The sequence below is a fragment of the Tenacibaculum sp. genome (genome assembly GCF_048269885.1).
Lineage (GTDB): Bacteria > Bacteroidota > Bacteroidia > Flavobacteriales > Flavobacteriaceae > Polaribacter.
Window position 1 is genome coordinate 62,009 of the sequence record NZ_JBLWTZ010000016.1, and the last position, 25,550, is coordinate 87,558.

Annotated in this window: 25 protein-coding genes; 14 read left to right on the forward strand and 11 right to left on the reverse strand. The window is 32.6% G+C overall.

Annotation, left to right across the window (positions count from 1 at the left end):
* Positions 1-78: 78 nt before the first annotated feature.
* Positions 79-906, forward strand: a complete 828-nt coding sequence (locus ACN0WY_RS12745; RefSeq protein ID WP_417800591.1) for a PIN domain-containing protein — start codon at positions 79-81, stop codon at positions 904-906.
* 298 nt (positions 907-1,204) lie between these two features.
* Here the strand turns inward: ACN0WY_RS12745 and ACN0WY_RS12750 are convergent, their stop codons facing one another.
* The 7 genes from ACN0WY_RS12750 to ACN0WY_RS12780 form a co-directional block, all read right to left on the reverse strand.
* Positions 1,205-1,813: an alpha-ketoglutarate-dependent dioxygenase AlkB family protein gene (locus ACN0WY_RS12750; RefSeq protein WP_417800592.1), complete on the reverse strand. Its 609-nt coding sequence runs from the start codon at positions 1,811-1,813 to the stop codon at positions 1,205-1,207.
* A gap of 261 nt (positions 1,814-2,074) precedes the next feature.
* On the reverse strand, positions 2,075-3,271 hold the full coding sequence (locus ACN0WY_RS12755) for a hypothetical protein (protein ID WP_417800593.1): 1,197 nt from the start codon (positions 3,269-3,271) through the stop codon (positions 2,075-2,077).
* Between the two features lie 83 nt (positions 3,272-3,354).
* Positions 3,355-5,802 (reverse strand): M1 family aminopeptidase, encoded by a 2,448-nt coding sequence (locus ACN0WY_RS12760; protein ID WP_417800594.1) that lies wholly within the window; start codon positions 5,800-5,802, stop codon positions 3,355-3,357.
* Between the two features lie 118 nt (positions 5,803-5,920).
* A complete protein-coding gene (locus tag ACN0WY_RS12765; protein ID WP_417800595.1) occupies positions 5,921-6,481 on the reverse strand; it encodes a DUF4252 domain-containing protein in 561 nt (186 codons plus the stop codon).
* Between the two features lie 58 nt (positions 6,482-6,539).
* Positions 6,540-7,055, reverse strand: a complete 516-nt coding sequence (locus ACN0WY_RS12770; protein ID WP_047788704.1) for a DUF4252 domain-containing protein — start codon at positions 7,053-7,055, stop codon at positions 6,540-6,542.
* A gap of 40 nt (positions 7,056-7,095) precedes the next feature.
* A complete protein-coding gene (locus tag ACN0WY_RS12775; RefSeq protein ID WP_330486629.1) occupies positions 7,096-7,566 on the reverse strand; it encodes a hypothetical protein in 471 nt (156 codons plus the stop codon).
* Positions 7,553-8,062, reverse strand: a complete 510-nt coding sequence (locus tag ACN0WY_RS12780) for an RNA polymerase sigma factor (protein ID WP_330486628.1) — start codon at positions 8,060-8,062, stop codon at positions 7,553-7,555. Before ACN0WY_RS12780 ends, ACN0WY_RS12775 begins: the two co-directional genes overlap by 14 nt.
* Before the next feature lie 159 nt (positions 8,063-8,221).
* Here ACN0WY_RS12780 and ACN0WY_RS12785 point away from each other — a divergent pair, with 159 nt between their 5' ends.
* On the forward strand, positions 8,222-9,670 hold the full coding sequence (locus ACN0WY_RS12785) for a S41 family peptidase (protein WP_417800596.1): 1,449 nt from the start codon (positions 8,222-8,224) through the stop codon (positions 9,668-9,670).
* Between the two features lie 62 nt (positions 9,671-9,732).
* On the opposite strand, the gene ACN0WY_RS12790 is transcribed toward ACN0WY_RS12785, so the two are convergent.
* Genes ACN0WY_RS12790 through ACN0WY_RS12800 form a run of 3 tightly spaced genes read right to left on the reverse strand, consistent with a single transcriptional unit; the run spans position 9,733 to position 12,335 of the window.
* Positions 9,733-10,455, reverse strand: coding sequence for a hypothetical protein (locus ACN0WY_RS12790; RefSeq protein WP_417800597.1), 723 nt, complete (start codon positions 10,453-10,455; stop codon positions 9,733-9,735).
* Between the two features lie 30 nt (positions 10,456-10,485).
* A complete protein-coding gene (locus ACN0WY_RS12795) occupies positions 10,486-11,379 on the reverse strand; it encodes a DUF72 domain-containing protein (RefSeq protein WP_417800598.1) in 894 nt (297 codons plus the stop codon).
* Complete coding sequence (locus tag ACN0WY_RS12800; protein ID WP_330486625.1) at positions 11,376-12,335, reverse strand: patatin-like phospholipase family protein; 960 nt, start codon at positions 12,333-12,335, stop codon at positions 11,376-11,378. The genes ACN0WY_RS12795 and ACN0WY_RS12800 overlap by 4 nt, the downstream gene beginning before the upstream one ends.
* 151 nt (positions 12,336-12,486) lie before the next feature.
* Here ACN0WY_RS12800 and ACN0WY_RS12805 point away from each other — a divergent pair, with 151 nt between their 5' ends.
* From ACN0WY_RS12805 to ACN0WY_RS12850, 10 genes are all read left to right on the forward strand, one after another.
* On the forward strand, positions 12,487-13,533 hold the full coding sequence (locus tag ACN0WY_RS12805; protein ID WP_417800599.1) for a WD40/YVTN/BNR-like repeat-containing protein: 1,047 nt from the start codon (positions 12,487-12,489) through the stop codon (positions 13,531-13,533).
* A 178-nt stretch (positions 13,534-13,711) separates the two neighbouring features.
* Positions 13,712-16,657 (forward strand): amidohydrolase family protein, encoded by a 2,946-nt coding sequence (locus ACN0WY_RS12810; protein WP_417800600.1) that lies wholly within the window; start codon positions 13,712-13,714, stop codon positions 16,655-16,657.
* Positions 16,658-16,729: 72 nt separating this feature from the next.
* Positions 16,730-18,022, forward strand: a complete 1,293-nt coding sequence (locus tag ACN0WY_RS12815; protein WP_417800612.1) for an amidohydrolase family protein — start codon at positions 16,730-16,732, stop codon at positions 18,020-18,022.
* Between the two features lie 373 nt (positions 18,023-18,395).
* Positions 18,396-19,193, forward strand: a complete 798-nt coding sequence (locus ACN0WY_RS12820) for a TrmH family RNA methyltransferase (RefSeq protein ID WP_417800601.1) — start codon at positions 18,396-18,398, stop codon at positions 19,191-19,193.
* Positions 19,194-19,654: 461 nt separating this feature from the next.
* Positions 19,655-20,551 (forward strand): DUF695 domain-containing protein, encoded by an 897-nt coding sequence (locus ACN0WY_RS12825; RefSeq protein WP_417800602.1) that lies wholly within the window; start codon positions 19,655-19,657, stop codon positions 20,549-20,551.
* A gap of 83 nt (positions 20,552-20,634) precedes the next feature.
* Positions 20,635-21,531, forward strand: coding sequence for an ExbD/TolR family protein (locus tag ACN0WY_RS12830; protein WP_417800603.1), 897 nt, complete (start codon positions 20,635-20,637; stop codon positions 21,529-21,531).
* Between the two features lie 151 nt (positions 21,532-21,682).
* On the forward strand, positions 21,683-22,162 hold the full coding sequence (locus ACN0WY_RS12835) for a hypothetical protein (RefSeq protein ID WP_417800604.1): 480 nt from the start codon (positions 21,683-21,685) through the stop codon (positions 22,160-22,162).
* A gap of 191 nt (positions 22,163-22,353) precedes the next feature.
* The gene (locus tag ACN0WY_RS12840) at positions 22,354-23,049 is read left to right on the forward strand and encodes a hypothetical protein (RefSeq protein ID WP_330486613.1); all 696 of its coding nucleotides are present in this window, start codon (positions 22,354-22,356) and stop codon (positions 23,047-23,049) included.
* Positions 23,042-23,797: a hypothetical protein gene (locus tag ACN0WY_RS12845; RefSeq protein WP_417800605.1), complete on the forward strand. Its 756-nt coding sequence runs from the start codon at positions 23,042-23,044 to the stop codon at positions 23,795-23,797. Before ACN0WY_RS12840 ends, ACN0WY_RS12845 begins: the two co-directional genes overlap by 8 nt.
* A gap of 261 nt (positions 23,798-24,058) precedes the next feature.
* Positions 24,059-24,388, forward strand: a complete 330-nt coding sequence (locus ACN0WY_RS12850; RefSeq protein WP_417800606.1) for a hypothetical protein — start codon at positions 24,059-24,061, stop codon at positions 24,386-24,388.
* Here ACN0WY_RS12850 and ACN0WY_RS12855 read toward each other — a convergent pair.
* Positions 24,385-24,603 carry a helix-turn-helix domain-containing protein gene (locus ACN0WY_RS12855; protein ID WP_417800607.1) on the reverse strand — a complete coding sequence of 73 codons (219 nt, stop codon included), beginning with the start codon at positions 24,601-24,603 and terminating at the stop codon, positions 24,385-24,387. The genes ACN0WY_RS12850 and ACN0WY_RS12855 overlap by 4 nt on opposite strands.
* A gap of 95 nt (positions 24,604-24,698) precedes the next feature.
* Here ACN0WY_RS12855 and ACN0WY_RS12860 point away from each other — a divergent pair, with 95 nt between their 5' ends.
* Together ACN0WY_RS12860 and ACN0WY_RS12865 are read left to right on the forward strand one after the other, a co-directional pair.
* Positions 24,699-24,911, forward strand: a complete 213-nt coding sequence (locus ACN0WY_RS12860; RefSeq protein ID WP_417800608.1) for a SymE family type I addiction module toxin — start codon at positions 24,699-24,701, stop codon at positions 24,909-24,911.
* A gap of 127 nt (positions 24,912-25,038) precedes the next feature.
* A complete protein-coding gene (locus ACN0WY_RS12865) occupies positions 25,039-25,461 on the forward strand; it encodes a VOC family protein (protein ID WP_417800609.1) in 423 nt (140 codons plus the stop codon).
* Positions 25,462-25,550 lie beyond the last annotated feature (89 nt).

Genomic DNA, 25,550 nt, shown 5'->3' on the forward strand with positions numbered 1-25,550 from the left:
ATTGACTAAAAAAGAATTAACTACACGTTTATTTTTTTATTAAAGAATAATGATTAATTCAAAATTAACACATAGATAATGAATCTTTTTATAGATACTAATATTTTATATCCAGACCCTTTTTGGAAAAAAAATTTCGCTTCTGAAATTATTAAACTTGCTACCCAAAAAAAAATACAAATTTTTATTTGTGATGTAGTTTTAGAAGAATTGAAAGAGAACTTCAGTAAAAATTTAAAGGAAAAGATAACTAAACTTGAAAAAATAAACTCAGAAATTGAAAAATTGCTTTTTTCCTATTCTAAAATAGAAATACCTATTTTGGAGATAGAATTAAATAATCTTGAAAATTTCATTCAACAATTGGTTGAATCAGAAAACATAACTTTATTGAAAGCTGATAAAAACGATTTTTATGAGATACTTGAAAAAGCTATAAAAAAAACAAAGCCATTTACTGAAAAGAGAGGTGAATTTAAAGATGCAGTAATATGGTCTACCTACTCTAAATATGTAAATAAAAACAATTTAAAAAATTGTTTTTTCTTATCTCAAAATACAGCAGACTTTTATGACAAAGAAGCAGAAAGAATACACCCAGAGTTAGAAAAAGAATGTAATAGTTTCACTCCATTCAAATCTTTAAGTCATTTTTATAAACATTACTCCAGTGAATTTAAAAATAACTTTAACTGGCTTTCATCAAAATATCTAGACCCTAAAGTTCTTATTGATATACTTATAGAAAGTAATCAAATAAGAGATGCTGTGTTTGAAAAAACATCAAACGAGATATCATCAAATAAGCTAAGAGTGTTTGCAGAATTATTTAAAGGAATACCAAATTTTTTCAATTATGATATAGACAGTTTATCTTGGAATTTAATAAAAAAATATTACATCTGAAAATTTTAAAGATTATGCAATCATATCAGGTATATTAAATGTTACTAGTGATATTAATATATATCAAAAAAATTATTTGACTAACGAAACAGTAGATGATAAAAGTATTATGGCTGATATCGACATAGACTTTAACTTCAAAATATCCAAAACAAATGAAATTATGAAGTTTGAAATCAACAATATAAAGATTAAAGGTATAACTGGTTATAATAATATACAACTGTAATCACTTCGAGTTTATACTTTCTTATAAAACTAAAGAAACTTTTTAATCCAATTAAATATCAATTATAAACTACCTCACAATCGTTCTAAATGTTAAGTTCACCCGTGGTCGGTGGACTTTTTTTGTAGGTGGTAAACGATGTAGCCAATGGGTTTGGGTTTCGTCTTTCATCACCAATAACGAACCGTGCTCTAATACTTTATACACCGTTTCTTTGGTTTGTTTGTGTTTAAAACCAAAGCGTCTTTCTGCTCCAAAGCTTAACGAAGCAATCGCTCCGTTTTTTTTTAAATCTTTTTCCCCATCACTATGCCATGCCATTCCTTCTGAACCATCGTGGTATAAATTCAACAAACAAGAGTTATAGGTTTCGCCAGTTTCCTTTTCAACTAATTCTTTTAAAGCTACTAATTCTTCCGTAAACGGTAAGGCTGTTTTGGTAATGTTTGAATAGGAATATTCAAAAGGCTGTTCGGCATACCAAGCTACTTTTCGTTTGGTTATCATGCGTTTTCCAAAAATAATAGCTTCGTCGTTACGCCATTCAATGGAATTTAATAAAGCTTCGTAATAATGGTCTGCTAGTTTCTTAGACAAAACTATTCCGTAGTAGTTTACTGTTCCTTCTTTCGGAAGTAAGTTTTTAGGTGCATCGTCAAATTGTGAGAATAAATCCACTTATATAAAAAAATAACCTGAAAAAGGAGATGGACACGGAAGCATACAACACCAACCTGGTGTATACTCTCTTTTAAAAACATCTATCAATTCGTGCAAGGGATTCAAAAGAAAGATTAAGATTAAAACTACACTTAACAACTTAAAAAATAAGCTCGTTTTATTCGTTTTTTGATATTCAAAAGTTATGATGTTTAAATCCTTTTCCATAACTCAAATATAATAAAAAAAACTCCTGTAGATTACAGGAGCTTTAGTACTTTAATTTCTAAACTTATTTCGTGTGATAATATGTTTGAGTTTCTGTTTCAAGTCGGTACCCGTATCGTATACCATTTGCTCGTTCGAAGGAAACGCAACCGAAGTTTCATCGAGTAATTCTATAAATGATTTATCCAACGCTCTTCTATCTCCGTCATAATCTGCATAAATATGTTCAAAAACAAATTCGCTTTGTATAGGAAATCGTTGTAGTAACTGATTTGTTCTATTATCAATATACTTTACCTCTCCCGTTACTTTACTACTCTTAAATTGTGTAAACTGATAAAACGTACAACGTATTCTTTTAAACTTATCTACTTTTATTTTGTTTCCTAAACTGTCTTTTACATAGTTTCCGTTATTGTCTCGTAAATACTTAAATCCATCTTTGATGCGTCGTTCTTTAATAACTTCCTTTTCGTGTACTTGTTCAGGAGAAATCATAATATCTCTAAAATCTAACTCTAAATCAAAATCATACCGAATATTTCTATCCTTTTTAACGTGGTATTGTGTCCATAAATCATTCAATCCATAGGTATCAATCGCTAATAAATCTCTTTCTAATCTTCTAGGAATTATTTGATCTGTTCTATTTCTAACAGAAACATGTACATAATCAATTCCTTTAGCATGCGCCTCATCTAGTAAGTTTCTTGTATCTCTGTAATTAGGACTAATGTTGTCTAAGTGTCTTAATTCGTCAAAAGCTCTTCTGTAGTTAATCTTATTGCTACCGCCTTCATTTAGCAAGGCTACACCATTTTCGTACAAGTAAGCAGCATAGTTTTCCTTTGCCGCAAGAATTCTATCAGAATAATTAACAAGTTTAAACTTGGCATTTTTGCCTGTAGAGAAAACTCGTAAGGGTAATAAGGGTTTTATTTGCTCTTGTCGGTTATGAAGACGTTGATACAAGGTATAAATCGTCTCATAGTTCTCAGGATTTTGCTCTTTCTCTAAAAAAGAAATTCTGTCTACATCTCTTTCTGTTGCTTTTTTAAAAGCTTCCTGAAGCATCAACACATGCGGCTGATTTTTTTCTTTGGTTTTGTTTTTGGCTAACTTTTCAATAGATAATGAAATTGCCTTATCATAATTACCAGTATTAAGGGCTTTCTCTGTAGTTTTTACACTGCTACAAGAGGTTAATACTAACACCGATAAAATAAGTAGTAACGTAGTTTTTCTCATAAAGTTTAAGTTTCGCAAGAAAATTCAATTATTGTGCCAAAACTAAGTATTCTTTTTAACTTAAACTTTATGAAATATACTATTTATTCAAGTAGCTTTGCCATAGCTATTTGAATAATTTTAAGGTGCTTCTCTTTATTTGATGGCTTACTTGTTTTTTGCATTTGAGCCATTTGACGTAACAAGTTAACTCCTACCTGATCAAAATTATATTGTTTGTACTGAAGTCCTTTCGCTACAATGTCGTCTGATAGGTTTTGAATTGCCTCAGTATTATTACTTTTTCCAATCTTATCGAATGCTTTTTTATACAGTGATTGGATTTTTTTATTCGGACTTAAAAACATTCCAGCCATTACATTACTAGCAATAAAATGTAACTCTTCATCGTCGTTTTCTTCTAAATAAATACGTGTTAATGGTGTTGCAATGATCTTTTTTACTGCTAATGGTAAGGTTTTTGATTTTTGAATGGCTAACTGCTTATCGATATAATACATTCCTACCAACGACTTTCCTAATACTGAATACGATTTGCTCTGCAAGCCTTTTTCAAACACTGGTTTTAGTGCTGGATCTGTTAACTTCCCTAATGTTTCAATCGCAGCTGCTTGTACCAATGTTTTTGGATCGTTCTGAGCGATTCTCATAATTTGATCAATCACATTCTTTTTTGAATATTTATTGATTAAATTAATGTTTTCCAAGGCTAAAATTCTAATTTTATAAAACTCATGATTCAGAGCATCAGCTACTGCATTAAACGCTTTTTTATCATCTTGGTGTTTTGCTACTTCTAACAATGCTTCTCTCCTATGCACGTAATTTTCAGCATATGTTAACTGATGAATATAATCGCTCAACACTTTATTTTCTGATATATCACACAGCAGCACACCATCAGCATTTACCTGAATTAAATCTGGATGTTTGGTAAAAGGAAAGGTAAACGAAGCATCTCTACCTTCTACAAACACAGTATGGCGTGTACGCTTACTTCCTTCAAATACATCAATCGCAAACGGAAATGCAAATTCATTTATTTGAGTCTGCATAATATTTACGGTTACTGTTTTTCTTAGTTTATTAAAGTCATACGAAATAGATAACTTTGGATGTCCGCTGTTAAAATACCACTGATTGAAAAACCAGTTTAAGTCTTTACCACTTACTTTTTCAAAAGCTAAACGCAATTGATGCGCTTCTCCTGTTCCGTATTTATTATCTGTTAAATACCTGTTCAATCCTTCGTAAAAAGCTTCGTCACCTAAATAGTTACGCAACATATGTAAAATAGCACCTCCTTTGTTATAACTAACCGCATCAAACATATCTTCTTTATCCTCATAATAAAAACGCACTAAATGTTTCTCAAAATTTTGTCCGCTTTTATACCCTTCAATATCTTCAAACAAGTGTGCGTCTGCTTCGTCTTTCCCATATTTATGTTCCAACCATAAATACTCACTGTAATTAGCAAAACTCTCGTTTACTGTTAAGTTACTCCAACTTTCGGTAGTTACTAAATCACCAAACCAATGATGAAATGCTTCATGTGCAATGGTGTTTTCTTGTACGTTTTCATCAATTAATTGTCCCGGAGTTTGATACGCTCTTTCTCCGTGAATTACTGCTGTGGTATTCTCCATTGCACCACTTACATAATCACGCCCTACAATTTGTGCATATTTATTCCACGGGTATTCAATTCCTGTAATTTTTGAAAAGAACGCTAACATTTCAGGTGTATTCCCAAAAATATCTTTTGCATACGGAGCATATTCCTTCTCTACATAATAATCTACAGGAATATCTTTGTATTTATCTTTAATAACCTCATACGCTCCTACTCCCATAAAAAATAAATACGGAGCGTGTTTTTGAGTAAAATTCCAATAATCGGTACGAGTTCCATTAGCATTGGTCGTTTGCTTTTCTAATTTCCCGTTAGAAAGTGTTACATACTTTTGTGGAACCGTCATATAAATCTCTTGTGATGTCTTTTGGTTTGGAGCATCAATTGTTGGAAACCAACAACTACTAGCTTCGGTTTCCCCTTGCGTCCAAATTTGGGTTGGTTTGTTTTTATCAAATCCTGTTGGATTGATAAAGTACAGTCCTTTTGCAGATGTAATAGCAGCACTTCCTTTTTGCTTTACTCTTTCTGGTCGCGCCGTATATTTAATATATAGTGTAAACTCTTCGTTTCGCTTATAGGTACGAGGTAAGTTGATGATTAACTCATAATCGTCGTAATTATACTCTAGTGGTTGATTATTCATTGTTACCTTATGAATAACCATTGCTTTAGCATCTAACGTAACCTTATCTGTTTCATAAAAATGTGGTGTTAAGGTTACCCATTCTTCCCCATTCATTTCTTTTTCTTGAAAGTTAAAATCTACTTTTAACTTCGTATGAACTAAATTATGAACTTTATCTCTTTCTGCTCTATATACTTTAGTTGATTGAGAAAACAGGGTTGCTGTAAAGAAAACAGCGATAAAAACAAGGAGTTTGTTAAATTTCATATGTTTTTGTTTAGAGTTCAAAAATATGAAATTCTATTGGGAGGCTTGTTAATGAGCCGTTAAAAAGAAAAAGCCACCAGATAATCTGATGGCTTCTCTATATTCTCTACACTAATTTTTATTCTGTTTCTTCTGATGAACGGTGCTTTTCGTCAAAAATCATTTTGAATTGCTTTAAATCTAAATTTCCTGCATCCATCTTAGCTTTTTGCATCATTTCCATAATCTTTCCTACATTCATATTTTCTCCTAGAACACGAGCAACTCCCACTCCTAGTTCTTTACCATAACCAAAAGCTACGATTTCGTCAATAGCATCAGCATCTCCTGTGTAGTAAATTGCTGCATTGGCTCCATCTTTTTTAAACTTCATTAACTGTTTATAGCTAGACTTTTTAAAGATAGCTTTCAACTTCTCTTTCTCTGCCTCATAACTAGTTTCGTCTAAGTTCTTATAAGGAACTCCTGTTATGTTTATTTTTTTAATACTTTCATATGCTTGCTTATCTTCTTCAGATGCCTTATCCATACTTAACTGTAATACACTAGCAGGTACATCAAACGTAATAAAGCCTTCCTTATCTTGACTTTCTACCAAATAGCTTTGTAACGATTCTGTTTTACAAGAAACGGCTACGAAAGCTACTAGTAACATTGAGTATATAAATAGTTTTTTCATTGTTTTTTAGTTTTTGATTAAAAGCAGCGTTAATTTGTTAACGCTGCCTTATATGTTTTTATTTGTTCTTCTTTCCGTCTTTAGAAAACGTCTCTGCTAATTTTGACATTTTGTTGATGTCGATATTACCAGTTAACGAAACGATGACAGATTCTGGTGAGTTACCATTAGAATTTTTGTCTTTTACAAACATTAATACTTCGCTTACAAAGTCTTTGTTTTTTGTAGACTTCACATAGATTTTAACACGAGAATCTTTGTCTTTTACACGCATTAACTCTATTAAATTACTTTTTTTAATGGCAGACTTTACCATGCTTTCCATTTCAGCAGACACTTTTGCACTTTCTGTTGAAAACACTTTTAATTCTTGTAAGTCTTGAATCATTTTAAAAACCTCCATTGCTTCGTTATCTTCTGACTCTACTTTGAATTTAGATAAAATCTCAAAAGCATCTTTATTTACTACCACTGATGATACCTCATCTAGGTCTTCTAATTTATCGAACATTGATTGCCCGAAACTAACATTAGCTATAAATACGAATGCGAATAATAATATTACTTTTTTCATGATTTTCTTGGTTTATAAGTACTTGGTTTTACTTTCTTAATTAATTTACGGTGTTTATTACTTTGTTTACTGTTTCTTCGTAGGCTCCTAATTGTTCAATAGCATCATTCCCTTTTTTTAGGTTGTTTGAAACTGCATATAATGCATCGTTTCCTTTGTTTAAATTGACCGAAACTAGTTGCAACGCTTCTTTAATTTGTGCAAACTGTTTACGTTGTTGATACTTTTTGTACTCTTCATTGCCCATGAATACACTAAATAGTAAGACTACTGACGCTGCTACTGATAACCATTTCCAGTTCTTCTTAGTTTTCTCAGGTTTTAACTGAATGGTTTTCGTAAAGGTTTCGTCTTTACTTTGTTTAAAATAACCAAATAGCATACTATATTCTTGCAAATGCGGTGCCACGTTGTTTGAAGTAAAATACTCTTGTAACGTTTGCTCTTCTTGCAGTGTTGTTTCTGCCTCTAGGTATTTATCTAATAACTTTTCTATGTTAGCTAACTCCATAGTTGTGTTGTTTTATTAATTCTTCTCTTATTGCTTTTCTTGCTCTTGATAATGCTACTCTTACAGCTGTCGGTTTCATATCGACCATTTTACATATTTCATCAAAATCATATTGTTCAATATCTCTTAATTGTATGATTATTTTTTGCTGCTCTGGTAACTTTTCTATTAGCTGATGTACTCGGTTTACACTGTCGTTGTGCTCTACTCTCTTTTCTAAAGGAGTATCTTTCTCTTTATAATTACTATGAACCAATGTTAAATTACTCGCTTGTTTGGACTTTAATCTGTCATAACAATAATTCTTGGTCATGGTCATTGCAAATGCCTCTACATTTTTATAATTAGAGAGCTTCTCTCTATTTCTCCACAATTTAAAGTACAACTCTTGTGTAGCGTCCTCAGCTTCTTCGGTAGAAACCAATAATCTTTTCGCTAAACGAAAGACTTTGTCTTTAAATGGTAATACAACTTTTAAAAAGTCCGATTGGTTCATGGTTTGGTTAATTAGTTTTGTAAGCCTGCTTATAAAATTGCGTCTTATTTAACAGGTTTACATATCTACGACGACACAGTTTCAAGTTTGTTACATCCATAATAAAAAAAAATAATATTATTCAGTAAATTGCGTTGTTGTTACAATTAATACATTCATATGAAATTACTAAAAACATTCCTAATCGTCTTATTTTCAATAGTACTTGTTTCATGCAGTGATAAAGATGATGCTCCCCAAAATATTGAAGTTCAGAACTTTGTTTGGAAAGGTTTAAACGCCTACTACTTATGGCAAGACTTGGTTCCTGATTTAGCAGACAGACGTTTTAATAACGATAATGAACTGTATAGCTATTTATCAGGATATGACGATCCTGCTAATTTATTTTACAGTTTATTATACATGCCTAACGAATACCCTAAAGACCCTAACAGAACCTATTCATGGATTGTGGATGATTATATTGCATTAGAAGAAGCTTTTGCAGGAATACGTCTTACAAGTGGAATGAAATTAGAAGGAGCTGACTATGCTGATGGTTCTGGAGGCTACTACATATACGTATACGATGTTGTAAATGGTTCTGATGCCGATGCTCAAGGAGTTACTCGTGGAATGATTATTACTGAAATTAATGGAACAACTGTAACTAGAGCGAATGTAAATGACTTATTAGGTAACAACACTTTTACCGTCCATTTAGCCGATTACAACGGAGGGAATCCTGTTAGTAACGGAACAACGATTACGGTAACGAAATCTCAAGTAACAGAAAACCCGATAAAAACTACCAATATAATTACTAGTGGTAGCCATACCATTGGATATTTAATGTACAGTCAATTTTCTAGAAACTTTGATGGAGAGTTAAATGCTGAATTTGCCAAGTTTCAATCCGCAGGTCTTACCGACTTAATCATCGACTTACGTTATAACGGAGGAGGTTCTGTGCAAACAGCTACTTATTTAGGAAGTATGATAACCGGACAGTTTACTGGTGAATTATTTGCGAAACAAGTATGGAATCATAAAGTAATGGAGGTAACAAACCCAGATTTATTCATCAATAACTTTACGAATCAAATTTTAAATAAAGACCAACAAGGAAATGTAGTATTGAATGAAGCAATTAATAGTTTAAACCTAAATACTATTTACTTTATCGTTTCTGATGATTCTGCTTCTGCTTCAGAGCTGGTGATTAATGCTCTAAAGCCTTATATTGATGTAAAACTTGTTGGTGTTCAAACTTACGGAAAGCATGTGGGTTCTATTACCTTATACGATTCTGACGACTATACTCGTAATGGCGATAACTTAAAAAGTCATACTTGGGCAATGCAACCTATCGTATTAGAAATTCAAAATAAAGATGGTGAAAATGCTCCAGAAGGGTTTATTCCTGAAGTTATTATAGAAGAAGACCCAGGTAATTTAGGTGTTTTAGGAGATCCTAACGAACCTTTATTACAAAGAACCATTCAATACATTACTACGGGAGCAAAAGGCCTACCTACCATGAAAAAAGGAGTTCAATTCTCTCCATCATGGAATTCAAACATGATGCGTCCTGATTATAACAATATGTACGTGGAGTTGAAATAGAGAACTACATGATATAAAAAAAAATCCAGCTTATTCAGCTGGATTTTATTTTTTCTGAACAACTAAGGTCTTCTTTTGTTATAAACTTTATTGTTTTCCCAAATAATATCTTCAATCGTCGCTTTCGAACAACATAATTTATTTGAGAGTTCTTTCAAACTTTCAATCTCATAAATATCTCCATATGCCATTTGTAACTCATGTGTCATAGATTCTAAATCTTGATAAATATATGATATTCTTTTTCTAAACTCATTAAGTTTTTCTTCATTCAAACATGTATTTATCTCATTGATATTTTCTTCAGACCAATCAAAACTATCTCTGGTAAGTAAAAATTCAGCCTCTTCTTTATTGGTTGCCTTAAAACCTAATTTTAATGCTACTTTTTTAGAATTATGATAGTCTAATTCTCCTATTTCTGATTTAGTGATAGTAATTCTTTGAGCTTCTAAATCTTTATTATCATCATAAAATATGTAAGGTAAAATAGCACTTCTTAAAGCATTAACTAGATATCCTTTTTTTCTATTTTTTGGTGTAATGTACCAATGTAAATCTGAATACATATCTACTACAGCACCTACAAATTCCCCTTTATCATTTTTAATAAAAAAAAAGTCATAATAAGTTAATGAAAATTTAGGTTCATTTCTTAAATCATTTTTCTTTTGCCTTACTTTTGACACAAAAACATACTCACTAATTTGTCTTAATAAAATAGTATCTTTAAACTGACCATTATTCAACCTGTCTATAAATTCTTGTATATTTTCATTTGTCATAGTTATTATTAATATTGGTTAGCTTTTTTATTACAACAAACTCATTTGTTGATTATTCTCTTCATTAGGAATCTTTAAGTCAACTCCTAACTCCTTGTTTAGCTTTTTTATAAAATACCCTGCCAACAATGGTGATTCTACTTCTAAATTTTGGTGAATAAAAAAGTGAATATTTTCTAAGCCTAAATCGTTCCATTCTTTTAAACGAACCACCCAATCATCCAAACGTGAATAATCAGACGGGTGATTTGCTCCAACATAACGAACAAAAGCTTCGTTATTCGTTAAGCGCATATGCATCATATCTCTTCTACCTGCTGTATCTACTAACACATTGGCTATGTTATGTTCTTCAAGCAACTGTGTAAACTCATCAAACACTGTTGTGTCTTCAAACCAATCTGGGTGACGAACCTCAATAGCTAATGGTATACCTTTAGGCCAGCTCACTACAAAGTTTTGTAATCTGTCAAAGTTTTTATTTCCAAAATTAGCGTGTAACTGTAAAAAGATAGTGCCTAACTTTTCCTGTAAATGTGAAGCATTGTCTAAATAAACATTCACCACATCTTGTACGCCTTGTAAACGCTTCCAGTGGCTTATCTCCTGCCCTAGTTTTGGGAAAAACTTAAAGTTTTTAGGAGTTTTAGTTTTCCACTTTTCAAACTGTGCTGCTGGAAACTGCCGGTAAAAAGTAGCATTGAGCTCTATCGAGTTAAACTGTTTCGAATAATACTCCAATTCATCTTTAGTTCCTCTCGGATAAAATCCTTTTAAATCTGCTTTATTCCATTTTGCACAACCCACATACACCTTAGGCGTACCACTCTTTTCAAAGGTGCTTAACAGCTCTATTGTTTTAGGGTGTGTTTCTGGTAATGTAAAATCTATCAACTCTGGTTGTGCTACTTTTCCAAACTTCATACTTCACTATTTTCGATTCCTTCCTCTATTTCTTGATTATCTACCATCTCTGGTCTAAACTCTGTCATTCTATCATCATCCAGTTTTTTTGCATACTTATAGCCCGACTTCCACCATTTTTTCATTTTTTCTTTATCAAAAACCAAGGAATTCGTTGTTAATACCGTTGGCGTATAGTATAAGTTCAGCTTTACATTGTGTTGTTTGGCAGAAAGCTTTCCTATCGTAATATTATGTCGCTCTACGTTTTCTAACATAAAATCAAAGGTATCCATCATCAGTGAAAAAGGATTCTTAGCAGGCAGTCTGTTCATTTGAGTTACTTCCGTTGCTAAAATAATGGCATCTACCTCCGTAGCACCTCTTGCTATGGCTTCACGTATAGGGATTAAGCTTCCAAAACCACCATCTGCATACTGACAGTGATCTTTTTCCAACAAACTCATAAAAGGCACATAATTGCACGAACCCCAAATCCAATCACAAAAATCTTCATATTCACATTCTAAGATAGACTTATACTCTATTTGATTTGCTGTTAAATTAGATACTGTTACCACGACCTCTTTGTTCAACTTTCTAATTTCATCGTACATTTCCTTGGTTATGCTATTGCTTATGAGTTTTCGTAAATTTTTACTCTCTCCAAATGTTTTACGACCGTTTAAAAAGTTCCAAAAAGTATTTCTATGCCGAATGGAAACCACTTTTTCTCCATGTACCGATTTTATTTTAAAGGGGCTATTACTAAAAATAGCCTTTTGATCTACAGAAGTATATAACTCTTTTAATTCATCAACCATCCCTAAAGCCAAATGCGAAACCATTAAACTCCCTGTTGATGTTCCTAAAAGCATATCGTAATCTTTACTTTTATACCTCATTAGGTACTCTGCAACACCGCCTGCAAAGGCTCCTTTACTTCCTCCTCCTGAAATTACTAAGGCTTTTTTCATTGATTTAAGTTTGGTTTTCCTATTTTTAGTTCTGTAAAAATATCAAAAATATAAAACCAACATAGGTAAAGTAAACTTTCTCTATATGTTTGCTTATTATTTTAAATTCCTAGCGTTGCGTATTCCATTTAAAAACGCCTAAAACAAACACATGAAACAATTATCTCTCCTTTTTTTTCTCTCTTTAACAATACTAGCTTGTAAACAAGAAAAGAAAGCTCCAAGAACTTTTGATACTATTAAAATTACCGAGTTTAAACAAGATAGCACAAGCATTAGAGCCATACTATCAATTAGTAACAATGAATTGATTTATGCAGGCTCTAAAGGTGATATTACAACCACAAAAGATGGTGGTAGAACGTGGCAAACACAAAGCTTACAGTATAACGATACTATTATACCGCACTTTAGAAGCATTGCGAAGAATGGTGAAAACATATTTGCCTTATCGGTAGCAAATCCTGCACTATTATATAAAGGAAGTAAAAGCAAGTATGAATTAGTATATACTGAAGAGCACGAAAAGGTTTTTTACGACTGTATGCAATTCTTTGCCGACGGGAAACACGGTATTGCCGTTGGAGATCCTACAGACGATTGTCCCTCGATTATTCTTACCTCAGACGGTGGAAATACGTGGACAAAACTACCTTGCTCTCAACTCCCTATTTTTGAAGAAGGAGAAGCCTTCTTTGCAGCTAGTAACACCAATATTGCAATTGTAAACAATACCGTATGGATAGGTTCTGGAGGAACCAAAGCGCGTATTTTAAAATCTACCGACTTTGGGAACACTTGGGAGATTTTTGATACTCCCATTGTACAGGGTGACGGACCACAGGGAATTTACTCTATTGATTTTTATGATAAAAACCATGGAATTGCTATTGGAGGAAACTACTCAAAACCGGAAGACAATAACGCTAATAAAGCAATTACTACCGATGGTGGTAAAACATGGACACTCGTAGCTAATAATATGAATCCTAATTATAAAAGCTGCGTACAGTACGTACCTAACACAAACGGAAAAGAAGTTTTTACTGTTGGAAAAACTGGAATCTCCTTTTCTAACGATGGTGGGCATACTTGGAAACAAATAAGCAAGGAAAGCTACTATGCTATTCAGTTTATTGACAGTAATACAGCCTGGTTATCTGGTCATGAAAAGATTGGAAAACTAGTTCTTAACTAAACTATCGTAGGGCAAATAAACAAAGAACTATAAGAAAACCCATTTTAAGTTTATTAGGTAAGCCTTGGTGGATTAAATTCTTGGCTATCACAATGTGATTAATTCTTAATGTTTTGTTAAAAGGAATTGTTTTCCTTTTTAACTCTATATTTTTATAAGCTAATCAACTCAATTTTAAATGAAAAAAATACTATTCTTACTCTTACCCCTGTGTATTAGTAGCTCTTTTGCACAAGAGTACTTTCCTACTAACACAGGAGTAAAGTCATCCAAAAACAAGGTATATGCATTTACCAATGCTACTGTTTATGTTACCCCAACCCAAGTAGTAAAAAAAGGAACACTACTTATTAAAGACGGTAAAGTTGTTGCTGTAGGTAAATCGGTTACCATCCCTAACGAAGCACAAGTAATTAACCTAGACGGAAAATCTATATATCCCTCGTTTGTTGATGCTTATTCAACCTTTGGTATTGCAACTCCTAAACGTGAAAGTGGTCGTGGTAAAAGACCACAATACGATGCTGGCAGAAAAGGATATTATTGGAACGACCATATTCGTCCTGATGTAGACGCTGCTGCTGAGTTTAACTTTGATGCTAAAAAAGCCAAAGAATTATTGTCTTTAGGTTTTGGTGCTGTTAATACACACCTAGAAGACGGTATTATGCAAGGAAACGGCGTTTTAGTTGCTTTAAACCCTCATAGTTCTGATGCTTACAGAATATTAAACAAAGAATCAGGAAATTACTTATCGTTTTCTAAAAGCGCTAAAACACGTCAAAGCTACCCTACTTCACGTATGGGAGCCATGGCACTATTACGTCAAACATATTTAGACGCTGATTGGTATGCTAAAGGAAATGCAAAAAATACCGATTTGGCTTTAGAAGCTCTAAACAATAAAAAAGAGTTACCTCAAATATTTAATGCTGGTGGATATTTAGACAATGTACGTGCGGATAAAATTGGTGACGAATTTGGAATTCAATACACCATTGTAGGTGGAGGAAATGAATATGAAAGAATTAATGATATTAAAGCAACCAATGCTACTTACATTCTTCCTATTAATTTTAGAAAGGCATACGATGTATCAAACCCTTTTTTAGCAAATAAAATTGCGTTAAGCGATATGCGCTCTTGGAATCAAGAACCGGCAAACCCATCAATTTTAGCAAAAAACAAGGTTCCTTTTGCGTTAACTACCTATAAATTAAAAAAAGTAAAAGAGTTTAATAGCAATCTTCAAAAAGCAATTACTTACGGATTAGATAAAACTACAGCTTTAGAAGCGTTAACCACAGTACCTGCCCAAATTTTAAAGAATGATAAAATAGGGAATTTGAAAGCGGGTAGTTATGCCAATTTCTTAATTACTTCTGGTGATATTTTTGACAAACAAACTACTTTATATGAAAACTGGGTACAGGGTGATAAAAACACCATTAACTCAATGGATATTAAAGACATTACAGGTAAGTACACATTAACAGTTAACGGGAAATCGTACGATATGACCATTACTGGTAAAGGTGCTAAACAAACAGCTGCTTTAAAAAGTGGAGATAAGAAGGTAAACAGTAAATCGTCTTTTAGCAACGACTGGTTGCATATAACTCTTAAAGATGGTGACAACTATACTCGCTTAACAGCATTTGTTCAAAACAAACAACAAATTACAGGTACAGCTACCGACAATAACGGAAACGAAAGTACATGGAATGCTACTTATACTGGAAAAGCTGATACTAAAAAGAAAGACGACAAGAAAAAAGAGACCACTCCTGAAGTAGTAGCTGTTTCATACCCTAACATCGGATTAGGAAACCCTACAGCTCCACAAAAAGAGACTTTTTTAATTAAAAATGCTACGGTTTGGACTTCTGAAAACAACGAAGTACTAAACAATACCGATGTATTAATTAAAGATGGAAAAATAGCCAAAATAGGCACTAACCTATCTTCAAGAGGAGCTACAATTATTGACGGAACTGGTAAGTATGTAACCGCAGGTATTATTGATGAGCATTCACATATTGCTACTTCAGCAGTAAACGAATCAGGACATAACTCAACAGCTGAGGTTACTATTGAAGACGTTATCAACCCTAACGATGTAAATATTTACAGAAACATTGCGGGTGGGGTTACTTCTATTCAAGTATTACACGGTTCGGCAAACCCTATCGGTGGACGTTCGGCAATTATCAAACTAAAATGGGGAGAGAATGCTGACGGAATGTTATACAACAACACTCCTAAATTTATCAAGTTCGCTTTAGGTGAAAACGTAAAACAATCTAACTGGGGAGATTTAAATACCATTCGTTTCCCTCAAACACGTATGGGAGTTGAGCAAGTATATATTGACTACTTCCAAAGAGCGAAAGAATACGATGCTAAAAAGAAAAGCGGACAACCATATCGTAAGGATATTGAGTTAGAAACCTTAGCTGAAATTATTAATAAAGAACGTTTTATTTCTTGTCACTCTTACGTACAATCAGAAATTAATATGTTGATGAAGGTTGCAGAACAATTCAACTTTAACATCAATACCTTTACCCACATTTTAGAAGGATACAAACTAGCCGATAAAATGAAAGAACACGGAGTTGGTGGTTCTACTTTTGCTGACTGGTGGGCATATAAATACGAGGTTAACGACGCTATACCATACAACGCAGCTATTATGCACAACCAAGGAGTTACTGTTGCTATTAATTCTGATGATGCAGAAATGTCTCGTAGACTGAACCAAGAAGCTGCTAAATTAATTAAATACGGGGGGTTAAGCGAACAAGAAGCTTGGGCTACTGTAACTATCAATCCTGCAAAACTATTACACTTAAACGACCGTACAGGTAGTATTAAAGAAGGTAAAGATGCAGATGTTGTAGTATGGAGCGGAAATCCACTTTCAGTATATTCTAAAGCAGAAAAAACAATTATTGACGGAGCTGTTTATTTTGATATTGAAAAAGACTTAGAAAAGCGTAAAACTATTAAAGCAGAACGTGCTAAGCTAATCAATATGATGTTACAAGAGAAGATTAAAGGAGGTAAAACACAAGCTCCTAAAAAGAAAACTCAGAAATTATTTCACTGTGACACAGAGTAATCCTCACAGAGAAATTTAGTAAGATTAACTACTAAGTATAAACTAATAGTAACAAAAATATAAAACGTGAAAATTAAATATATATACAACATAATATGCTTCTTATGTATAGGAAACATAATAGCGCAACAAACACCAGCACCCAAGCAAACTGAAGCTTATAGTATTGAAGGTGCTACAGCGCATTTAGGAAACGGAGAAGTAATTGAAAACTCCTTAATCATGTTTTCTGACGGTAAAATAGCCCATGTAGGAAATGCTAATAGCAGAATTGCTCGTATGGGAACTGTTATCAATGCCAAAGGAAAACACGTATACCCAGGTTTTATTGCAGCAAACACCTCTTTAGGTTTAGCTGAAATTGATGCTGTACGTGCAACAAGAGACTTTGATGAGGTAGGTTCAATGTTACCACACATTCGTAGTATTATTGCCTATAATGCAGAAAGTAAAGTAGTAGAAACCATGCGTCCTAACGGCGTATTAATGGCACAAATTACCCCACGTGGTGGTGTTATTTCTGGTACCTCTTCGGTAGTACAATTAGATGCTTGGAACTGGGAAGATGCTACTATTAAAACCGATGATGGTGTTCACATGAACTGGCCTCAGGTATTCTCGAGAGGTCGTTGGTGGATGGGGGAAGATCCAGGCTTAAAGCCTAATCAGAACTATCAAAAAAGCATTGATAAGCTTACAGAATTTTTCGCCAATGCAAAAAGCTACCTAGCAGGTAACAAAACACCTAAAAACTTACCATACGAAGCTTTACAAGGCATTTTAAACAGTACACAAAGAATGTTTGTACACGTATCAGGTGAAAAAGGAATTACTGATGCTGTAAATATTTGTAAAGAATTAGGCGTTAAAAACATCGTGATTGTTCGCGGACAAGAGGCTGAAAAAGTTGCTGACTTATTAAAAGCAAACAATGTACCTGTTATTTTAGAACGTGCACACCGTTTGCCTAATGGTGAAGATGCGGATTATGACAGACCTTTTAGAGCAGCTAAGATATTAACCGATGCAGGTATTTTAGTAGGTTTAGGTATGGAAGGAGATATGGAACGTATGAGTACACGTAACTTGCCTTTTTATGCAGGAACGTATGCTGCTTACGGGTTAGGTAAAGAAAAAGCCTTGCAATTAATTACTCAAAACAATGCTAAAATTTTAGGTGTTGACAACAATGTAGGAACCTTAGAAGTTGGTAAAGATGCTACCCTATTTATTTCTGAAGGCGATGCTTTAGATATGCGTACCAATATTTTAACAGACGCTTTTATACAAGGAAGAAAAATCAGCCTAGAATCGCATCAAACAAAATTATGGAAGCGTTATGCTAATAAGTATAAAAACCAATAAACACCATCCTTAACGAAGGAGATAGCAACATCTCATCAGTAGAACTTAAAAACATCATTCCGTAAAAAGAATGATGTTTTTTTATGCACGAATAATACACTACTTCGGAACAAACTCACGAAGCATTTATAGAAAAAAGTTCTTGATTTTCGAGGCAAGCCTCGGAGTATTAAACCCTTTGGCGGTGCCCATAAGCATGCGCTGCTGTACGAAACTTAATACAAGCTAGTACACCCCAAATTTTGGTTTTATTGAAGGTTCAAACGGTAGCATCTGGTGTGAAACAACAGCTATAACTAGTAATTATTCTTTTAGTAAGATGGTCTTTTATTATAAAACAGAATAGTACTTTTGTATTTAGATATCATAGCAAATGAAACAGATTAGCAGTACACAAAACGCCTATATAAAAGAGCTTTTAAAACTTCAAGAGAAATCTAGAGAACGCAAGAAGAAAGGATTGTTTTTAGTAGAAGGACAACGCGAAATTTCGTTAGTTGTTAAAGGAGGTTATAAAATAGACACCCTGCTGTTTGTTGCTGATATGTTTACCGAAGAAAGTGTAAACAAAATTCTAAATAAGGCTGCTAATTGTATAGAAATAACAAAAGAAGTATACCAAAAGCTTGCCTATCGTGATACTACCGAGGGTATTATTGCTGTAGTAAAAGCTAAAAACTTCGATTTAGACGCTATTGAATTCAACACCACTACCCCACTCGTATTGGTTATGGAAGGTATTGAAAAACCAGGGAATATTGGTGCTATGTTACGTACCGCCGATGCTGCTAAGGTAGATGCTGTTTTTATTGCCAACCCTAAAACGGATTTATTCAATCCTAATATCATACGTTCTAGTGTGGGTTGTGTATTTACCAATCAGATAGCTACAGGTACTTCTGAAGACATTATAGCATACTTACAGGAGCACAACATTCAAATTTACAGTGCTACCCTACAAAATTCAAACGAATACCATAAAAACGACTATACAAAGGCTACTGCTTTGGTAGTAGGTACGGAAGCTACAGGGTTAACGCAAGTTTGGCGAGACGAAGCTACTCAGAATATCAACATCCCTATGCAAGGAGAAATAGATTCTATGAATGTATCGGTTGCCGCAGCCATCTTAACTTTTGAGGCGAAACGTCAACGTAATTTTGTACGGTAAGGTTACTTATCGATATTGAAAACATCATTTTAACCGTACATTTTTGTACGGTTTTTTATTTTGTTTTATCTTGGCTAACGCTTAACAAAAAAAGAATAAAATTGCTATAGACTTCCGTTTTTCCAAAACAAGTAAGCTTAGCAATAATTATAAAAGAACAGTAAAGTACTCTTATAACTCCTTTTTGGCTGTATAACGATGTACTTTACATCTATATAAACAAGTTATGTGCAAGCAAGAAAAAAATCCGAACCAATAAGAATATGAGTTTTTTAAAATCAATATTTAGTGTAAAAGAGAAACCTATAAACTCATACTCTGACTTTTGGAATTGGTTTGAGCAGAACGAAAAGAAATTTCATAAAGTTCTTAAGGAACAAGGCAATATCAACAAAGTGTTTTTTGACAAACTCGCACCAAAACTCAATGAATTGAAAGATGGATTTTGGTTTCTTGCAGGAATGTATGATGACAACAAAGCGGAGTTAATATTGACAGCCGATGGAATAATCAAAAATATTGTATTTGTTGAGGAATTGGTTCAGTCAGCACCGAAAATGAATAATTGGAAAATTACTGCACTCAAACAACCGTCTGACCTAAATCAATACGGAATTGAAATGGACGGATATAAATTTGACGAAACTAAAATGGACTTTTATTCAACTGACCATAAACAAATGCCAGACGAGATTGACATTACGATTACTCACAAAGATTTCAGCGAAGAAAACAGAGCTGTAATGACAAATGGCGTTTATCTTGCTTTAGATAATTCTCTTGGTGAATTGAATTCAGTTACCACGATTGACAACGTGAATATAATTAATCCGAAAGATGCCACTTCGGACTTAATCCCATTAGAAAAACTAAAAGAGTTTTTGACTTGGCGAGAAAAAGAGTTTGTTGAAAAATATAAAGGCTTTAGACACAACACAGAAAACGATAACTATTCTGGACTCGAAGCGAATTTAAAAAACGGACTTCCATTAGTTGCCGTAATCAACACAGATTTATTGAATTGGGACAGTAAAGCTTCTCATCCTTGGATTGCAGTAATGGAAATAAAATATGATGGAAAAAATAACAACGGAATGCCTTCCGATTCCGCTTATCAACTTCTCAACGAAATTGAGGATAAAATAATGGACGAATTAAAAGATTCTGACGGTTATTTAAACATTGGAAGACAAACTGCAGATTCTATTCGAGAAGTATATTTCGCCTGTATCGAATTCAGAAAGCCATCAAAAGTATTACACAAAATAAAAAAAGAATATATAACTAAAATCGAACTGGACTTTGACATTTATAAAGACAAATATTGGCAATCATTTAACCGATTTAGTCCGAATTAAAAAAGCCCAGCACATAACAAAGGGTATATTGCATAGCTTCCTAACGTCAGTAACGACAACATACCCGGAACGTTAGGTAACATATGAAAAAACTGATATTCACATATTTGACTTTTGGAATTTTTACAATTTCCTGCAATTCTCAAACATTGAGAGTTGAAGACAAATTAATGAATTGTATTTATCAAAATTACGAGGATAATGGAACAAAATTCAAAAAAGCACTAACTGGATTTGAGCAACTACTTATAAATGAAAAAATATTAAAAGATAGTAGTGGTAAAAGCTATGTTGCAATCTTTGAAAAGATAATTGAGGAAAACGATTTTAACTATAATCCATCCAAATCATTTTTGGACAAAATAATTGATATCGGAATGCCTCAATTGGAATCCTTTATTAAATGCCAATCGGAATTGAAAGAAAGTAAGTTCATTAAAAGTAATGAATTGCAAAAAGTATTTGATTCACTTAAAAAGTCTGATAATTTTTCACCTTCGACAGTAGCAAAAGGAATTTTAACTGTATTGAATTCTGAGGACTTTGAACTTGACTATTATAAAATGAGTGTGTTTTTCTTATTCGACACCATTTCTTATGTCAACGATGATGGATTAATTAGGAAACTTCCAGAAACTCAAGAAAACGATACCGAATACGATTTAAGTAAAGCTATAAACATATACATCGATGGAAACAATCAAATTTTTGCAAATAAAAAGAAAGTAGATATTGACGAACTGAAAATTGTAATAAAAGAATACGAAGAAAAGAATAAATCGGAATCAATTATAAGCTTAAAGGCAGAAAGGGAAACTATGTATAAAACTTACATTGATGTTCAAAACGCAATCGTAGGTGAAATCAAAAAATTAAGATCTCAACTTGCAAAGAAAATATATAGCAAAGAATTGGATAGTCTGACTAAAGAAGAAATGCTTGAAATTAGAAAAGTTTATCCTCAAAAATTAATCGAATAAAATACGTGCCTAACAATGGCTATAAACAATTGCTATTACAAGCCTATCCTGAAAATCCTTGCGGATTTTCAGTTTGGTGTGTTACTTGCAAAGTTTCGTGCTAATCCACGAAACTACTCATAGCCGGAGCTGTTGACAAACAAAATATCGAATGAAAAAACATACAATCTTAATTACAATATTTCTTATTACCGTAATAAAAACCAATGCGCAAGAATTGACTTGTGAGGATTTTAAAATTGGAAAATTTTATATTCCACAAACTCAAGAAATAAGTAAATATACAATTGAAGTAAGTGACAGTATAATAGAAATGACTGATAAACGAGATTTATCTATCAAGAAATGGATTGTAGTTAGAGAAAAAAACACTCAAACCGAATGGAAAAATGGAATCGGAAATGGTGTTCCTGAGCATGAAGTAATTGAGTGGATTGACGATTGTACTTATCGATTGACTTATGATTCTTCAAAAATGGAATTGAGCGAGAATAAAAAGTGGGTAAATGAAAATAAGGGAATTGTTGTAACTAAAACAAAAATTGAAAATAACTGTTTGTATTACAAAGCAACAATGACGACAAACGAAGGGCAAAAAATTTCGCAAAACGGAATAATATGCAAAGAATAAAAATACTATATACAATAACATATAACCGCTATTACGATGGTTTCGACTACCTTTCGACTTCGCTCAGGGTAAACTGAATCCACTTGGAATTACTAAAGCCTATGTAAACCAGTAATTTTAATGAAAATCAAATCTGTAATTAACGGCCATATAAAACAATTCTAGGCAATTAAAACCAACCAAATCATGTAATGAATGAATATTTAATAATTACTTTAATCTTTCTAGTTTATTTCTCACCTGTTTTCTATCAATTATATCTTGCTATAAAGGAAAATAAAGGGGGAAATACAATTCCGCTAAAGAAGTTTAAAAAATTCTTGAAGTATAGTGTTATGATAATCATTCCTGTAATAATCGGATTTGGACTTTTAAGCCACACGAACTATCTGAATTATGAAAAACCATTGACTTTTGACAAATACGAACAGATTTCCTTTGAAAACTTCAGAGGTCTTGAGTTTTTCAAAAAATCACTTTACGGCAATGAAAGATTTGCATACGTTGTTACTTCAATAGAAAGCGAAATTGATGATAAAACCGTAACTATCCAGTCATTTTTTCACCCTTCACGCTCATTTGTTTACAAAAAGAATACGAATAGTAAAGAGCTTCTAGCACATGAAAAATACCATATTAAAATAACCGAATTGTTCACAAGAAAAGCGAAAGAAAAAATATCTAAACTAAATAAGTTTAATGGAAAAAAAATCGAGGAAATAATTCGACAAGCTGAACAAGACGAAAGAAATTTCCAAAGACAATATGATTATGACACTTTTCATAGTTATGTTTTGAGCGAACAAAAAAGGTATGAAAAAGAAGTTGACAGTTTATTAAATTTGCTCACTGAATATAAAGAACCCAAAATAGAATTTAATGATTAGAATTATCCTTTTTGCTATAATCAGCATAACATTTACTAATTGCAATACTGAAAAACACAAATTTCCACTTGACAAACGCTACTGGGACTTAAATGACTACGATGATGCAGTTTTAGAACTTAACTATGGATATGAAGCAGATGAAAAACTGCCAACTTTTGACGACCCACAAACAAGAATAATCGTAGAAAAACTAACTGACCAACAGAATTTCAATATTGTACTTGATGACAATGAATTAGGATTAAAACATAGAAATAACGTTGCAGAAAAGTTCTTCAACGAATGGAAAGATATGAATAACATCTACGATGCACTTGACAGAAAAGACCAATATTTATATGATAAAGAGATGCTTGCTGTTTGGCACTTTGGTTTAGAACTTCAACTAAAATATTTCAAATTAGGAAATGACCAAATTAAGGAAAATGCAGACGACCCAAATTCATCAAGAGTTAAGAACAATATTAACTCAAACATTAAAACACTAATAAACAACTATCTAATTTATTTAGACGAGATAAATAACGAAAAGGCATTTACAGAAAGTGGAAAAAATAAACTTGCAGATGGAATTGACAAATACTTTCCAGCCTTGATTGAACGTTATCCAAATGCAAATTACAGCGGAATGAAAAATAAAGCAGAATTGATGTTAAAAAAATCGGATTCGGACAAAATTAAAGCATCGTTGAATAATTTAATTGAACTGATTGACTCGAAAAACAAAAAAAAAACTGAATTCTAATAAAATTTAAAACCACACTCAACTATATATAATTACAATTGTGGTATCCTCATAACTTATCTTATACGGGCTAAAAAACAAACTACTTTCAACCGTACATTTTTGTGCGGTTTTTTATTTTGTTTTATCTTGGCTAAGCTTAACAAAAAAGAATAAAATAGCTATAGAATTCCGTTTATCACCTGTAATACTCCGGATAAAAGTAGTTTTAGTTCTTTTATAACGAGTTATGCTCAATTAAAATTACACCGGAAAAAACAAATGGATAATCAACCAATACACAATAAAAAGTTTAGACAGACATTATCGGTTACCATAAAAAGTGAAGACCATGATTCTTGCTTAGAAATTTCTAAACCAATTAAAAAGCAATGTGAAGCGTGGTCTTTTTGTGTAAAGTTTGATGAACATAAATCAGCGAGAAAAGGATCCGTTTTGAAAAGAGAATTATTGATATATCAAGAAGCTTACAGCGGAGATACCATCATTTTTAAAGAAGCAATTAGACGAATCTGTTTTCATCTTGATTTATATCTTGAACCTGAAGTAAAATTTACAGATAGAGGCTCAATACCGATTGATAAATATTAGTTGAAATCAACCAACTTCTTCAATGGAACTTCCAAAGCTTTAGCAATTTCTAAAAGTGAATAGATTGTTGGATTGACTTTTCCATTTTCCAACTTTTCAAGAGCTTGCCTATCTTTATTGCAAGCACGAGCCAAATCAGACTGACTCCAACCCTTTTGACTTCTTAACTCAACAATACGCTGACCGACTTTCTTTTTAAGTTGTTCTTTATTCACAGAACAAATGTCAATTAATTATACGACAATTTTGTCATACAAAAATTTGACAAATCAATTTAAATCATTATGTTTGTCATATAAATAGTTGACAATTGAGCAATTTCAGGATTTTAAAAATATATAGTAAGTTTCGTTATCGCAGGTGGGGTAACAATTATTCTGTACCTGAAATTCGACTTGAAGGACAATGGTTGGAAGAACTTGGATTTAAAAAGGGAGATACTGTGAAAATTGACCAAAAAAAGAACAAGCTGATAATAACAGTAAGGAAAGAAAAAGAGCATAACACGGTATATAAAAAATAGCAGTTTGAGTGCTTAAACCAAAGATGATTTTGTAAATTGAGAGCAAATAGTAAACCGAAAAGTTCGTGTATAAAATCTGCTACTTTTCATATACTAACCGTTGTAGCCAATTTGAGAAAATCGCAGAATGAAACAATCTATAGTACATATTGCATTAGTTGTAAAAGATTATGATGAAGCAATCAAATTTTATACTAAAAAACTGAATTTTGAATTAGTTGAAGACATTTATCAACCTGAACAAGATAAAAGATGGGTTGTTGTTGCACCTCCTAACTCGAATGGAACAACAATTCTACTTGCAAGAGCTTCAAAACCTGAACAAGAAGAATTCATCGGAAATCAAACTGGAGGAAGAGTCTTTTTATTTTTGAATTCTGATGATTTTTGGCGTGACTATAATGAAATGACATCGAAAGGAATTGAATTTGTTAGAGAACCCAAAAATGCGGATTATGGAACAGTAGCTGTGTTTAAGGATTTGTATGGAAACTTATGGGACTTACTTGAATTGAATCCTGACCATCCTATTGCTAAAAGAATGAAATGAATAAAAACTGGCTACAACAAAGAACTGAGGTAAAAAACAAGTACATTTTATACTTTTTTAAACAAACGTACTTTTATAATTTGCGTCAT